15 protein-coding genes are annotated in these 13939 nt (G+C 39.0%); 6 read left to right on the top strand and 9 right to left on the bottom strand.

Annotated features, from left to right (window positions below; translation table 11 throughout):
• Positions 1–150 precede the first annotated feature (150 nt).
• From ACSLUH_RS12585 to ACSLUH_RS12565, 5 genes are all read left to right on the top strand, one after another.
• Complete coding sequence (locus ACSLUH_RS12585; RefSeq protein WP_448567498.1) at positions 151–1737, top strand: GGDEF domain-containing protein; 1587 nt, start codon at positions 151–153, stop codon at positions 1735–1737.
• 25 nt (positions 1738–1762) lie between these two features.
• Positions 1763–3109 (top strand): nucleotide 5'-monophosphate nucleosidase PpnN, encoded by a 1347-nt coding sequence (ppnN, locus tag ACSLUH_RS12580; RefSeq protein WP_448567496.1) that lies wholly within the window; start codon positions 1763–1765, stop codon positions 3107–3109.
• On the top strand, positions 3109–3909 hold the full coding sequence (xni, locus tag ACSLUH_RS12575) for a flap endonuclease Xni (RefSeq protein WP_448567494.1): 801 nt from the start codon (positions 3109–3111) through the stop codon (positions 3907–3909). The genes ppnN and xni overlap by 1 nt, the downstream gene beginning before the upstream one ends.
• Positions 3910–4231: 322 nt before the next feature.
• A complete protein-coding gene (locus ACSLUH_RS12570; protein WP_448567492.1) occupies positions 4232–4636 on the top strand; it encodes a DUF3192 domain-containing protein in 405 nt (134 codons plus the stop codon).
• A gap of 237 nt (positions 4637–4873) precedes the next feature.
• Positions 4874–5881, top strand: coding sequence for an isocitrate dehydrogenase (locus ACSLUH_RS12565; RefSeq protein ID WP_448567490.1), 1008 nt, complete (start codon positions 4874–4876; stop codon positions 5879–5881).
• A gap of 44 nt (positions 5882–5925) precedes the next feature.
• Here the strand turns inward: ACSLUH_RS12565 and rlmM are convergent, their stop codons facing one another.
• The 4 genes from rlmM to gcvA are packed head-to-tail and all read right to left on the bottom strand — an operon-like array spanning position 5926 to position 8903.
• Positions 5926–7011 carry a 23S rRNA (cytidine(2498)-2'-O)-methyltransferase RlmM gene (gene rlmM, locus ACSLUH_RS12560; RefSeq protein ID WP_448567488.1) on the bottom strand — a complete coding sequence of 362 codons (1086 nt, stop codon included), beginning with the start codon at positions 7009–7011 and terminating at the stop codon, positions 5926–5928.
• Complete coding sequence (locus ACSLUH_RS12555; RefSeq protein ID WP_448567486.1) at positions 7011–7391, bottom strand: DUF423 domain-containing protein; 381 nt, start codon at positions 7389–7391, stop codon at positions 7011–7013. Before ACSLUH_RS12555 ends, rlmM begins: the two co-directional genes overlap by 1 nt.
• Complete coding sequence (locus tag ACSLUH_RS12550) at positions 7378–8007, bottom strand: alpha/beta family hydrolase (RefSeq protein WP_448567484.1); 630 nt, start codon at positions 8005–8007, stop codon at positions 7378–7380. Before ACSLUH_RS12550 ends, ACSLUH_RS12555 begins: the two co-directional genes overlap by 14 nt.
• 2 nt (positions 8008–8009) lie before the next feature.
• Positions 8010–8903 carry a transcriptional regulator GcvA gene (gene gcvA / locus ACSLUH_RS12545; RefSeq protein ID WP_448567482.1) on the bottom strand — a complete coding sequence of 298 codons (894 nt, stop codon included), beginning with the start codon at positions 8901–8903 and terminating at the stop codon, positions 8010–8012.
• Positions 8904–9193: 290 nt separating this feature from the next.
• Between gcvA and ACSLUH_RS12540 the strand changes: the two genes are divergently transcribed.
• Entirely contained in the window at positions 9194–9466 is a 273-nt protein-coding gene (locus tag ACSLUH_RS12540; RefSeq protein WP_448567480.1) for a hypothetical protein, read from the top strand.
• 133 nt (positions 9467–9599) lie between these two features.
• On the opposite strand, the gene kdsA is transcribed toward ACSLUH_RS12540, so the two are convergent.
• The 5 genes from kdsA to prmC form a co-directional block, all read right to left on the bottom strand.
• The gene (gene kdsA, locus ACSLUH_RS12535) at positions 9600–10442 is read right to left on the bottom strand and encodes a 3-deoxy-8-phosphooctulonate synthase (protein ID WP_448567478.1); all 843 of its coding nucleotides are present in this window, start codon (positions 10440–10442) and stop codon (positions 9600–9602) included.
• A 21-nt stretch (positions 10443–10463) separates the two neighbouring features.
• Positions 10464–11732: a DUF819 family protein gene (locus ACSLUH_RS12530; protein ID WP_448567476.1), complete on the bottom strand. Its 1269-nt coding sequence runs from the start codon at positions 11730–11732 to the stop codon at positions 10464–10466.
• 76 nt (positions 11733–11808) lie between these two features.
• Positions 11809–12609: a tetratricopeptide repeat protein gene (locus ACSLUH_RS12525; RefSeq protein WP_448567474.1), complete on the bottom strand. Its 801-nt coding sequence runs from the start codon at positions 12607–12609 to the stop codon at positions 11809–11811.
• Between the two features lie 75 nt (positions 12610–12684).
• Positions 12685–13050: a SirB2 family protein gene (locus ACSLUH_RS12520; RefSeq protein WP_448567472.1), complete on the bottom strand. Its 366-nt coding sequence runs from the start codon at positions 13048–13050 to the stop codon at positions 12685–12687.
• A gap of 21 nt (positions 13051–13071) precedes the next feature.
• Positions 13072–13923, bottom strand: coding sequence for a peptide chain release factor N(5)-glutamine methyltransferase (gene prmC / locus ACSLUH_RS12515; protein ID WP_448567542.1), 852 nt, complete (start codon positions 13921–13923; stop codon positions 13072–13074).
• Positions 13924–13939: the final 16 nt, after the last annotated feature.

Raw genomic sequence — 13939 nt, 5'->3', positions numbered from 1 at the left:
TTACGGCGCTGTAGTAAGTAAATTTTTTAATGATTTTATTTTATCTGGCGTATACTATGAGTACCTATACTGTTTTTCTTTATGGCATTTATTCATAATTTTCTTTTTTCATAACAATGCTGTAAATATTTTCAAAGGAATTGTTGTTAGATGAGTCAACCGACTGCAGCAGACAGAGAGTTAATCTCATTAAAGCGAAAGTTAGATACTGCGTTGACGGCGCAATCCGAACTCGAAAATAATTTAAAAATTCAGTCAACTACCCTTATCCAGCTAATTAGCAAACTGTCTCTTGCAGCAAAAGGCATAGATTTAGTTTTAGATAATAAACTCGCGCAATTACGCAAAAAATTAGGTCAATTTAACGATTGGAGTGAGATTGAAGATATTGTAATAGAAGTATCTCAGCTTCTGCAAAAGCACTCGATAAAGAATGACAACAATATCAAAATTTTGCATGAAAAATTCCATCAAGCTGCTTTAACACTTCAAAAAATAAGCGGTTTACCAGCCAACCTTAAAAAACAATTGCGTCAATTAATTAATGAAAGTAATGAACACAAAGATTCTGTTGTTCAATATGTTCCTGCGCTTAATCAACTGATTGAATGTTATCAATTTGCAATTGAAATAAAAGATGCTGCCCCCATTGGTGGTTTACTCAATCAACAAACAAGTAAAACCTCGCAAAAATCAGGCATTGATAAAACCATTATTGAGCGCTTTTCATCTTTTATTTCTAACTTGGTTGTCTCAACGAAGTATAAACCAGCATTAAATAAAATCCGTGCTGACCTTTGTCAGGAAATAACACAAAAAGATCTGCTCGAAGATTTCCTCGAAGTATTTGATATTATCAATAAAGATCTCATTCAAGAACGCTCTACTGCAAAAGTGTTTCTTTCAACGTTAAGTGAAACCTTATCTACCGTTCAACAAGCCGTGCAAAGCACGATACATAGTAACGACGAAGCCAAAGCTAAGCATGACTCACTAACGAAGAAGCTTCAGCAAAAAATTGTTGATATGGCCAAAGGGCTTGATCAAGCAAATTCTCTTGCTGACATAAAATTAGATATTAACGATAAATTAAGTCAGATAGCTGGCGCTCTAGAAGAAAAAACAACTTTTGAGGTAATGCAACTGAGTGATATGTCGATCAAGCTCAATGATATGCAACAAAAAGTCAGGCATTTAGAGCAACAAAGTAAAGCGTTTGAAAAACAAGTACAAGAACAACAAGCAAGAAGCTATCAAGACGCGCTAACCAAATTGGGTAATAGAGCCGCTTTTGATGATTACTTTGCCAAGAAAATGGTTCGCTTCCATCATACGCCGTTTGATTTGGCACTTGTCGTTATCGATCTCGATAACTTTAAACGAATCAATGACACCTATGGTCACACTGCTGGCGATAAAACCCTTCAAGTTATCGCCAACACACTTGCCAAAGAGTTTACTCAAAATGAATTTGTCGGTCGCTATGGAGGTGAAGAATTCGTGCTCATTTTCTCCAACCACGATCAGGAGCAACTAGTTAAGAAGCTCAATGCGATTCGTTTGAAAGTAGCTAAACTACCTTTTAAATTCAAAAACAATAAAGTCAGTATTACACTGTCCATTGGCGCGACACATGTCAAACAGGAAGATAATGTCCATATCGCCTTTGAACGAGCAGATACAGCTTTATATCAAGCGAAGAAAAACGGAAAAAATCAGGTCATATACGCTTCCTAGTTTGTCGTCGTAAAGGAGTTGCATTATGAAGTATCAATTAAACCCTGTTGGCAAAATGAATCTACTATCTCCTTTAGAGGTAGAAAATTTACAACAGTCGGCAAGTAGTCAATTATATCAATTGTATCGTAACTGCTCTTTAGCAGTACTAAATTCTGGTAGTCATACCGACGATGCAGAAATCATTTATCAGCAGTATAAAGACTTTAACATTCAAGTATTAAGACGAGAGCGAGGCGTAAAAATCGCCCTTGAGAATCCTCCACAACATGCTTTTGTCGATGGAAAAATCATTCGTGGTATACAAGAGCATCTATCTGCGGTTCTACGCGACATTCTCTTTGTTAATGGTCGCTATGGGCAAGATAGTTCGGCTAAAACCATTACCCATAATACATTTGATATTCTTAGAAATGCAGGCGTCATCATTCCAGAAAGTGAACCTAATTTGGTCACTTGTTGGGGAGGCCACTCTATTGGAGAGAATGAGTATAAATATACTAAAGAGGTTGGTTACCAACTAGGGTTAAGATCCTTCAACATTTGCACTGGTTGTGGACCTGGCGCGATGAAAGGCCCGATGAAAGGTGCAACAATAGGTCATGCTAAACAACGACTGAGTAACGGTCGTTATATTGGTTTGACCGAACCGAGTATTATCGCAGCTGAGCCCCCTAATCCGATAGTTAATGAACTGGTCATCATGCCAGATATTGAAAAGCGCCTTGAGGCATTTGTTCGTATTTCCCATGGTATTATCATCTTTCCAGGTGGAGCAGGAACCGCTGAAGAGTTATTGTATATACTCGGGATCATGCTTCATCCGAAAAATCAGGCACAAAAGCTACCCATAATTTTAACTGGACCTAAGCAGAGTGAAGAATATTTTAAACAAATAGATCAGTTTGTCGGTGAAACCCTTGGTGAGAAAGCGCAAAGCTTGTACCAAATCATTATTGATGATGCTGCTAAAGTTGCTAAAACTATGGTTGATGGACTGCAACAGGTGTTAACCTATCGCAAGCAAATTGGAGACGCTTATCACTTTAATTGGTCATTGGTTATTGAACCCGACTTTCAGCAGCCATTTGAACCTAGCCATAAAAACATGTCAGAAACCGAGATCAGTTACGATCTTGATACCGCAACATTAGCTGCCAATTTAAGGCGAATTTTTTCAGGAATTGTTGCAGGTAATGTTAAATCAGTGGGCATTAAAGCGATACGCGAGCACGGTCCTTTCAAAATAACCGGTGATCAAAGAATTATGTCGTTGATGGACACGTTATTAAAATCATTTGTTGAGCAGCAACGTATGAAATTACCAGGCTCAGAATACACCCCTTGTTATCAAGTAATACGGGACCATTGATGTCAGTACACTTAGTTTTAATTGATGCACTCAACTTAATTCGTAGAATTTATGCCGTTCAAGAAAGGCCTTTTTTGCTTAACGAAGAGTTATCAGAAAACACTAAGAAACAAGTTATCTTCAACACGATTAGCGCCTGTGAAAAAGCATTAAATAATATTTTAGAGCTACACCAACCGACACATGCTTTGGCGGTTTTTGATAGTCAAGCACCTTGTTGGCGCTATCAAGTCTTCCCGGACTACAAAAAAGGGCGTAAGAAAATGCCCGAGCACCTCGCAGAAGCGCTTAACACCATTCAAGATAGGTTTATGGAAAATGGTGTAGACTCACTTTGTTCAGAAACCGATGAGGCGGATGACTTAATCGCAACGTTAGCAATAAAAGTAGCGCTTCGAGATCAAAATACAACCATCGTCTCAACCGATAAATGCTTTTTGTCGCTTTTAAATGAGCGAATATGCGTTCATGACTACTTTAACAGACGCTACCTCGATAGAGACTTTGTTAAAAAGAAATTTGATGTTCCACCAGAAAAATTGCTCGATTTGTGGACTCTCACAGGAGACACAACCAATAAAATACCTGGTGTCGCCGGTATTGGGCAAATCACGGCTGCTCAATTATTAAATCGTTATGGCTCTTTAACGGGGATAATCAATGCTCAAGATCTAAAAGCGAGCATTAGAGAAAAACTCAAACAAAGTGACCAGCAAATGAAGTTAAGTCGAACACTATTAACCTTAAAACAGGATATTCCGCTTGGCTTTAATTTAAAAGATATAAGGTTGTCTGAATAATTGGGTTAGTGGAGTAATTTGTTTAGTAAACGATTTTTATCAACCGTTCATCGTATTTTTTTAGAACAGCATGCTAAATATGATATAAACGCCTTGGATCTATTGAGCTTTGTTTAAAGTTTTTGCTGAGTGATAAAATGACGATAGCCAAGTCAAAAGCTGTCAAACTTAGTGGGCTAAACGAAGAAGATTTAACAAAGAGTCGCGTTATTTTGAGCGCAGCTCTTCAGGCAATGGCTATTGCAGAAAAGAGTAAACAAAGAACGACCGAACCGCTCGTTCATCCGTATTCCTAGAGAATAAGATAGGTTGTCATTAAATAATGAATAAAAAAGTTCTCAGTCTTATCACTATTGCACTTTTCGGGTATGCATTGATCGTACTATTAGTGATCAATTTTTGGGACGATAACCCAGCAGATATGAAATGGAAAGACAGGGAAGAGTTTAATCGGCAATTTATCGCTAAGCTTGAAATTGGGCAGTTTACCTTCCCTAACGCATTGTCTTCGTTAGGGAAACCGGATATTACCGAAGCTAAAAAAGTCAATGACACATATTACCAAGTATTATTTTATCGAACTCAGCATATGAAATCAGATGGTTTTACCACACAAGACGAATGCTCCTATTTACTTTTCATCGATGGCACACTTACAGAGTATGCTACAGCTCATAAATACGAAAGTTTAGATAGCTTAATTCAAAAGTATCCCCCAGAGAATTGATAAAGCACGTCATGCTGGACTAATGTCTAATAAACCAATTGGTAACTCGTGTTAAAATACCCTCTCAAATTGACTAAACTAGCGCTATAATAACGTTAAGCCACTTGGTGAGGGTTATGAAAATTTTCATCCTAGCTTACAAAAGCAATGCATGATATAACCCTCCCCCATTTCAAATGGCATTACTTGTTAACGTTACGTTGAAACAACTATTTTTCAGATTTAAAGGTAAATATAATGGCTAAACAAACAATCACCGTCATTCCAGGCGACGGTATTGGCCCAGATATCATTGACGCTACCATAAAGGTATTAGATAAAGCAGGATGCGACTTTGATTATGAATATGCCGATGCAGGACTTGTCGCATTAGAAAAACATGGAGAGCTCGTTCCAGAAGAAACACTAGCACTGATCAAGAAAAATAAAATCACCTTAAAAGGTCCATTAACGACCCCTGTAGGTGAAGGCTTTACGTCGATTAATGTTACGTTACGTAAACAGTTTCAACTTTATGCGAATGTGCGTCCAGTATTATCGTTTAAAGGAACGAAGGCACGTTATGAAAATATTGACATTATTACCATTCGTGAAAACACTGAAGGCATGTATTCTGGATTGGGGCAAACTGTTTCTGAAGATGGATCAACTGCTGAAGCGATGAGTTTGATCACTCGAGAAGGTGCTGAACGTATCGTAACATTTGCTTATGAAACCGCTCGTAAAGAAGGCCGCAAGAAAGTGACTGCTGTTCACAAAGCCAATATACTTAAATCAACCTCAGGTTTATTTTTGAAAGTAGCACGTGAAGTAGCAGAGCGATATCCTGACATCGAATCAACTGAAATGATCGTTGATAACTGTTGTATGCAACTTGTTATGAACCCTGAGCAATTTGATGTAATTGTTACCACCAATTTATTCGGTGATATATTATCTGATTTATGCGCCGGTTTAGTCGGCGGCTTAGGTATGGCGCCAGGTGCAAACATAGGTCAAGATTGTGCGATTTTTGAAGCTGTTCATGGCAGTGCCCCGGATATTGCTGGTAAAAACCTAGCGAACCCCACGTCTGTTATTCTTGCTGCTATTCAGATGCTGGAATACCTAGAAATGGGCGATAAAGCAAATAAAATTAGACAAGCGATCACCGATGTTATCGAATCTGGCGACAGAACAACACGTGATCTTGGTGGAAGCCATGGCACCACAGATTTTACTCAAGCCGTTCTTGAACGTTTATAAGTAAATAAGTTGAAAAAAACCGGCCAAGGCCGGTTTTTTATTAATTATCGACTCAAAGGTGGTGCCGATAATAATCTTGCATGTACTGTCACCTCTTCACGATCGTAATAAAGGTGTTTGGCGTATAATTCATACTTTACTTGGTGTTCGGCGAAAATGTCTTTGATAACTTGAAGATCTTTAACCACTTCTGCATAGCGCCCCTTCATCGGTAACTTTAGATTAAAAATGGCTTCTTTACAGTAGCCATAGATTAACCAATTTGCCATTAACTTTGCTACGCGTGACGGTTTTTCTACCATATCGCAAACAAGCCAATAAACATTTTGTTTAGCAGGTATATATTTAAAGCCATCAATCATTCGATGTTTTACTTGACCGGTTTCCATTAGCGACTCGGCCATTGGACCATTATCAATTGCGGTGACCATCATACCTCGCCTAACCAGCTGATACGTCCATCCACCAGGAGCTGCTCCTAAATCAACGGCATTTAAACCTGAAGTCAAACGACTATCCCATTCCCTTTTAGGAATGAAATGTAAAAACGCTTCATCTAACTTTAAGGTAGATCGGCTTGGCGCATGACTCGGAAACTTTAACCTAGGTATACCCATGACATGTGGAGAGCTATTATGTCCTAACGAGAAGCCTAAAATAACTTCAGTTCCTGAAAAAAACAACGCATGTAGAACCGCACCATCGTTATCATCTTTTGAAGTTAACACCTTATCTTTACGTAAGTGCTGACGAAGCGGTACCGAAAGTTTACGGCAAAACTTAGATAACGCCTTGCCATCATTAGTATCTGGCGTTTCCATGCGTAGATCAGCATATTGCCATTGCGTACCTAATGCTTCAGCAATGGCTTCTACACGATTATATTCTGGCAATTCAATTAAATCGGTTAAGGTAACAAACCATTGCCGAGCAAATATCAATCGTTTCAGTGGTATACGCTCCATTAAGCGTTCACCATCTTCGCTATTATTGAGATGGAAGTAAACAATCCCTTGCTGCTTTGTAAGTTCTAAATACCCATAGACCTCATTCCAAGCCGCTTTCTCTTGAATTTCAGCGCCACATTCTTTTTCAAATCCAGGGCGACAGTATAGTACGACAGCAGTCATTATTTATTGAAACCTTTAACTATTAACAGCAACCAAGCAAACGCAAGAGCAATTCCACCAAACGGTGCTATTACTGTCACTTGCTCAATAGCAAAAAAACTTTTTATATACAAACTACCACTAAAGCACATAATTCCAGTCATAAAGCCCAGCGCACTTAGCAGAAGTACTTTACTCGGTTCATATCGGTACCAAGCAGCAATGACCAATAAGGTAATGGTATGTAATATTTGATATTGTTGTGCAATTTGAACGCGATTGAGCTGCTCTGTACTTAATGACTGAGCTGCATGAGACAACCACGCGCCTAATAATACGGAAAAACAGCCACTAACACCAATAAATATCAATAATAATCCACTCCAATTACGTTTGTTCACTAATAAACTCCACTATTTTTGCTACCGCACTATCTAGATGTTGTTGATGAGTAAAGCCTGATTTAACACGCGGCTTTAAGTCATGATCACCGTCGGTTAAAAATAAATATTGGCAAGTAGATGATAACTCATAGTTAGCAATTTCTTGTTGATTTCCTAAGGGATCGCGTTCGCCCTGAACTATCAGCACTGGAACATTATGGTTTTGCAAAGGCGTTAATCTTAGTTTTTCTGGCTTCTTTTGTGGATGAAATGGATACCCTAACGCGATAACGCCAGAAATTGGAAACGTCCCCTGCTGAGTAATTGTCGCCGCTACTCTCGAACCCATCGACTTTCCCATTAAAAAAAGTGGTTTATCTGCCAAATGCTCGGTAATCACTTCCTCCATGCAACCAATTAAGGTAGGCATACGATCTGGCGGCCTTCTCTTGCCATCCACTGCCCTTTTATCCATATAGGGGAAATTAAATCGAATCACTTTTATACCAGCATCAATTAGCCGCTTGGTTACAACTTCAAGAAAGTCACTTTCCTTATCGGCACCAGCACCGTGAGCAAAGACCACTGTTGCTTTAATATCGCACTCAGGTGTATTAATCAGTTTAGAAGGCACGATTAAGCTTCCTCCGCGGCAACTGTATCTAATACCCATTGCCTAAACGACGCAATTTTCCCTAATTCCATTTGATGCTCACGACAAACAATATAAAAGGCATTTTTACTCACTAAACGATGGTCAAACAAATTAACTAAACGTCCAGCATCGAGTTCGGGTTTAGCTAAAATACTCTGAGCAAGTGCAACACCTTGGCCATGAACGGCGGCTTGAACCACCATAGCAGAGTGACTAAAGATAGGACCATGATTAACATTTACGCCCTTTACATCAGCTTCTTTAAACCAACGCTTCCAATCTCGACGAGAAGTATCATGCAGCAAAGTATGGTTTGCCAAATCTTGAATACTATTAAGTGGCTTTGCTCCATTTAAAAGCAGAGGAGAGCAAACCGGCAACAAATACTCGGTATGTAGCTGATCAGCATGAACATCTGGCCAGCGCCCTCGCCCGTGATAAATGGCAATATCTACATCTTCGGTTAATAAACCATCTGGTTGGTCAACCGCTTTTATACGCACATCAATATCAGGGTGCTGTAAATTAAAACTGGTTAGCCTTGGTACTAACCACTGAATAGCAAAACTCGGTTGCAAACTAACCGTAATTGCACCTTTAGCACCACGCGCTAATAATTTTTCAGTCGCTTCATGTAGAGATGTAAAAATATCTTTAATGTCGAGAAAATACGCTTGACCTTCTTCTGTTAACAAAAGCGAACGATTTTTTCGCATAAATAGTTTTATGCCTAAATGCTCTTCTAAAGATTTTATTTGATGACTAATTGCCGCTTGAGTGACAAATAATTCATCTGCTGCTTTTGTAAAACTCAATTGCCGAGCAGATGCCTCAAACGCCCGTAGAGAGTTGAGTGGAGGGATTCTAATAGCCAAGATACGCCTCAGTATAAATGATAAATATGACAGTTTTATGAATAAGTTTGCACAAAACCAAAACACCACAACATTCATTAGTTTTTCTAATGAATAACATTATAATTTGTCGTTTTAAAATTTGCCAGCATTAACTTATTATTCACACCATAGATGAAGGACAACATCTTTCCTAGTGTTAAAAGTAGCAAGCTATTTATCAGGGCCTCTCCCAACCACTGATGTATAACGCGAGAGTAATGTCCCTTAGCATCTATAAGGAAACATAACGTACTTTATACAGGTGACATATGAAATCAGTAAACTCTCTATTAAGCATCGTTGCCAGCTCACTGGTTCTCGTTGCTGGTGTTAACGCCAATACCATAAACTTAGTTCAACCAGAGCCAATTAACAATGCAATTTTAAAAAGCACTGTTGAGACACAATTAGCTGTTGAAATGAAGCTAAATACAAAAGCACTATTGGAATCTAACCTTGTTAAGCCGCTACTTGTTAAAGCTGACAAGGCAGAAAACAAAGCTCAACCTATGTTGGCAAAAGTAACTATTGAAGCTGAATAAGCTGCTAGTTTATAACAATTAGTTACCAAGCTCATATGAGTTCAACGCATCTTAATTTCTCTAGAATTAATGCTCGCTAAATCAAAAAAGGGTGTCCGCCATGACACCCTTTTTTGATATTCACATACGTTTACTAGTCGGTTATTAAAGGGTTAAAACTCTTAATCAAATCATCTACAGCTTTCATTTGCTCAAGGTACGGTGCTAACTTATCAAGAGGTAACGCACAAGGCCCATCACATTTGGCATTATCAGGATCAGGGTGTGCCTCAATAAATAAGCCTGCAATACCAAGAGCCATACCGCTGCGAGCTAACTGTGCAGCCTGAGCTCGTCTGCCATCTGCAGAATCAGCCCGCCCGCCTGGCTTTTGCAATGCATGTGTCGCATCAAAAATGACAGGTGCATAGTGCTTCATTTCATCCATTGCCAACATATCAACGATAAGGTTGTTATAACCATAGCAACTGCCTCGCTCACATAGAATAACCTTATTATTTCCTGCCTCATCAAATTTGTTGATTATATGTCGCATTTCATGAGCCGCCAAAAATTGCGGTTTTTTAACATTGATAATGGCATCGGTTTTAGCCATGGCAACAACAAGATCAGTCTGACGCGCTAAAAATGCGGGTAACTGAATGATGTCAACAACTTCAGCAGTTGGCGCAGCTTGATAAGGTTCATGAACATCGGTAATGATCGGAACGTTAAACGTTGCTTTAATCTCTTCAAATATTTTTAACCCTTGCTCTAAACCAGGGCCTCGATAAGAAGTGATAGAAGAACGATTTGCTTTATCAAAAGAGGCCTTAAAAACATAAGGAATACCAAGTTTTTGTGTTACTTCTACATAATGTTCAGCAATTTTCATCGCTAAATCACGAGATTCGAGCACATTCATGCCACCAAATAATACAAATGGTGCATCATTTGCGATGGTGATATCGCCAAGGGTTACTTTAGAGATTGTCATAAATTTTCCTAGTTAACTAAATCAACCGACACTTTGAAGTATCTGTCCACAAAACCACGCCATATAAGTGCCAAGAGTATACCCCAATACCGCTAGTAAAACCCCAACAGGTGCTAATGATGGATGAAATGCACTCGCCACTATTGGCGCTGAAGCAGCACCTCCAACATTCGCTTGGCTACCTACCGCCATATAAAACAACGGTGCTTTAATTAGCTTAGCAACAATCAACATTAAACTGGCATGGATAAGCATCCACACGACACCAATAATAAAATAAATCGGCGTGTCTACTATTTTAGTGACATCCATTTTCATACCAATGGATGCAATTAATATATACAAAAAGGCTGAACCGACTTTTGAGGCACCAGCGCCTTCAAGCGTTCTTGCTTTAGTAAAAGATAATAAAACACCAACGGCACTAGCAGAAACAATCAACCAAAAGAACTTACTGTGAAAACTCAATCTTTTCGACTCTGGGAAGTGCTCAATAAACCAAGGTGTTACCAGATCTGCAAATAAATGTGCGCCACCTGTTACCCCCAACCCTATCGCTAGGATAATCATTAAATCCCTTAATGTTGCAATACGGCCATGTTCAGCGTGGAAACGTTCTACTTTGTGTTTCAGCTCTGCAATAGCACTGACATCAGCGCCTGTTTTGGCATCTATTCGGTCTGCGTTTCCAGCCATGATCAGTAAAACTGCCAACCAAAGATTGCCAACAATAATATCTACCGTTACCATCACAGAAAATATGCTATCTCCCGCGCCGTATATTTCTTTCATTGCCGCTTGATTAGCACCACCGCCAATCCAACTTCCGGCTATAGTCGTCATCCCTCGCCAAACCGCGTCCGGCCCCTGGCCGCCAATTAACTCAGGAAAAACACTCGCGACCAGCAACAAAGCGATTGGCCCACCAATAACGATACCTAAGGTACCGGTTAAGAACAGTATAACCGCTTTGCTGCCTAATCTAGCGATAGCCTTTAAATCGACACTTAGCGTTAATAATACTAAGCATGCCGGTAATAAATACCGCGAAGCAACATAATATAAATTGGATTTATCACCATCGATAATATCAAAGGTATTTAACAATGAAGGAAGAAAATAACAAACGAGTACCGCCGGGACAAAGGTGTAAAATCGTTGCCAATATTTGTTGTTTAGATGTGCGGTATAAAAAACAGCACCTAGCATTAAGGCAACAACCCCTAATATCGTCGCATCGTTTGTTAATAAAGGGGGGGATTCTGCCATTACGGTAGCGAAATCTGCCATAAGCACTCCATATTGCTGGGATAAAAACCCAAGTTATTATTTTTATTAGGGTCTATTGATCTTTAATTAAAAGATCTTAATGCAATACGGTATCTTTTATCGAGATTTTATCAAGCTGAATTTTTAAAAGTTGTGCGGCTGGATCTTGTGGGCATCGCTCAACGAAGTATTGATAGTCATCATAAGCCACTTTAAAGCAATCAAGTTGATGCAACAAAAAACCTCGGTCTCGGCGCTCAAAAGGGTCTTCTGGGCGCATCGAAATTAATATATCAACACAAGCTAACGCTTGCTCAAACTTAAGCTCATTGATCAAACTATTCTTTAAGCCCGTTAAGTATTCAACTACCATTGGTTCTTGTTCCATTGGTGCTATGGTTAACTGGCTCGGATCACCACCCAATTCATCCAAGCCTTGTTCGAGTTGCTGCCAGTTCAACGACTCACCATTAATTGGATCAAAGATAATCGAATAAACATCGTCACATAAAATACGTACCATGACCTTTTCAGGTAAATAAACAATATCCGCTTCGATATCACACTTATTAGCTAAATATTGTATTACTGCGGCTTTTAACACAGGGGCAATTCGTTTGTGCTCGACACTGGCCTTAAGCTGGTAAGAAAATACCGGCCACAACGATTTAGTGTTATCAATAAAGAGCTGAGATACAAATACTTCATTTATAAAGACCTCGGCTTTGTCCATCGAGTCATCGATCATTGCTACCGCTTTTTTACATTGCGATACCAAGGGTGCGAGCACCTCTTCAACATCGCTTGAACAACCAAATACCGACTGTTCTAACAGCGCTAACTGATTCAACAATTCACGACGAGGTGCATTTATTTCCGATAACAACAAATCATTCATAACAATAAAAAGTAAATACCTACCACTAACTTTTATTTAGTACTTATATTGGGGACAATTTCTTTTTTTTAAAGGCTACAACAAGATATTTTCTTTCGTCATAGCGATACGAACAATCAACATAAACCAGCCAACCGCGCCTAAATAACCGATAATTTGCAATGCTTTATTGCGAGCAAGTTTCAACGCATAAAATGCAGTAAATATATAAGCAGCTACCGCGAGTAATTTTTCACCTAACCATAGTTGTTCCATAGGGTTAATGGATAGCTTAACCGCCATCGCTATGCCTAATAATAGTAAAATCGTATCATTAACGTGCGGAACAACTTTAACCCATTTTTTATCTAACTGGGCAGATTTTGTTAATGTCCAAAAAAAACGAATAGTGAATAATGAAAGACTGATCACCGCAATCGTCATATGAAGGTGTTTAAACATAATGCTACTCTCTTATTGTTGTTAGTTTGATAAATATTTTGCAAAGGTTATTCTATCGAGGCCATTATAATCTTGTCGTGTTTGCGCCTCAATAAAGCCATTTTCAGTTAACAGGGTTCTTAACGCTTCGGCTTGTTCAAAGCCGTGCTCGAAATACAACATTCCGTGATGGTTTAAATAATGTTTAGCTTGTTCGATGATCTGTCTAAAGTCTGCAAAACCATTGTCATCCGCAACCAAGGCACTTTTGGGTTCAAAGCGCACATCACCTTCATTTAAGTGATGATCATTGCCATCAATATATGGCGGATTACTAACGATAATATCAAATCGTTTACTCGGCATAACATTAGCGAACCAATCACTTTGATAAACGTTGATGTTATTGATATTTAACGTCTTGGCGTTTTCTATCGCTAATGCCACTGCTTCAGACTGAAAATCTATGGCATCAATTTGCCAATATGCTCGCTCAACAGCTAATGCTAACGCTATCGCCCCCGTACCAGTACCTAAATCACAAACGGTTTTCGCAGCTTGGTCATGATGATCAAGTATGGCCTCTACCAATACTTCAGTATCAGGCCTTGGGATCAAAGTACTTGGTGCAACTTTTAATAATAATGACCAAAATTCTTTAACACCTAAGATATAAGCGATGGGTTCGCCAGAGGTTCTGCGTTTTAGTAGCTTCAAATAATCTTGATACTGTTCAACTTTCAGCTTTTGCTCTGGCCATGTTAATAGATAACTTCTTTCACACCCCAGTACCGAAGATAACAGCAATTGACTATCAAGTTTAGCACTATCACTTAACAAGGCGAGTTGTTGCTCGCCTTGTTTGATTGCTTGCTCAATAGTTGAATTCACCATTGATAAAATAGCGGTC

Source organism: Thalassotalea ganghwensis (assembly GCF_053485795.1).
The sequence above is the reverse complement of the archived record's forward strand: the minus strand, read 5'-3'. Positions and strand labels throughout refer to the sequence as shown.

What these genes read in the sequence shown, in the direction of transcription:
- ACSLUH_RS12585 (WP_448567498.1), top strand. Translation starts at nt 151, where the DNA reads ATGAGTCAACCGACTGCAGCAGACAGAGAGTTAATCTCATTAAAGCGA.
- ACSLUH_RS12570 (WP_448567492.1), top strand. Translation starts at nt 4,232, where the DNA reads ATGAATAAAAAAGTTCTCAGTCTTATCACTATTGCACTTTTCGGGTAT.
- prmC (WP_448567542.1), bottom strand. Translation starts at nt 13,923, where the DNA reads ATGGTGAATTCAACTATTGAGCAAGCAATCAAACAAGGCGAGCAACAA.
- ACSLUH_RS12540 (WP_448567480.1), top strand. Translation starts at nt 9,194, where the DNA reads ATGAAATCAGTAAACTCTCTATTAAGCATCGTTGCCAGCTCACTGGTT.
- ACSLUH_RS12530 (WP_448567476.1), bottom strand. Translation starts at nt 11,732, where the DNA reads ATGGCAGATTTCGCTACCGTAATGGCAGAATCCCCCCCTTTATTAACA.
- ACSLUH_RS12565 (WP_448567490.1), top strand. Translation starts at nt 4,874, where the DNA reads ATGGCTAAACAAACAATCACCGTCATTCCAGGCGACGGTATTGGCCCA.
- rlmM (WP_448567488.1), bottom strand. Translation starts at nt 7,011, where the DNA reads ATGACTGCTGTCGTACTATACTGTCGCCCTGGATTTGAAAAAGAATGT.
- ACSLUH_RS12520 (WP_448567472.1), bottom strand. Translation starts at nt 13,050, where the DNA reads ATGTTTAAACACCTTCATATGACGATTGCGGTGATCAGTCTTTCATTA.
- ACSLUH_RS12525 (WP_448567474.1), bottom strand. Translation starts at nt 12,609, where the DNA reads ATGAATGATTTGTTGTTATCGGAAATAAATGCACCTCGTCGTGAATTG.
- xni (WP_448567494.1), top strand. Translation starts at nt 3,109, where the DNA reads ATGTCAGTACACTTAGTTTTAATTGATGCACTCAACTTAATTCGTAGA.
- kdsA (WP_448567478.1), bottom strand. Translation starts at nt 10,442, where the DNA reads ATGACAATCTCTAAAGTAACCCTTGGCGATATCACCATCGCAAATGAT.
- ppnN (WP_448567496.1), top strand. Translation starts at nt 1,763, where the DNA reads ATGAAGTATCAATTAAACCCTGTTGGCAAAATGAATCTACTATCTCCT.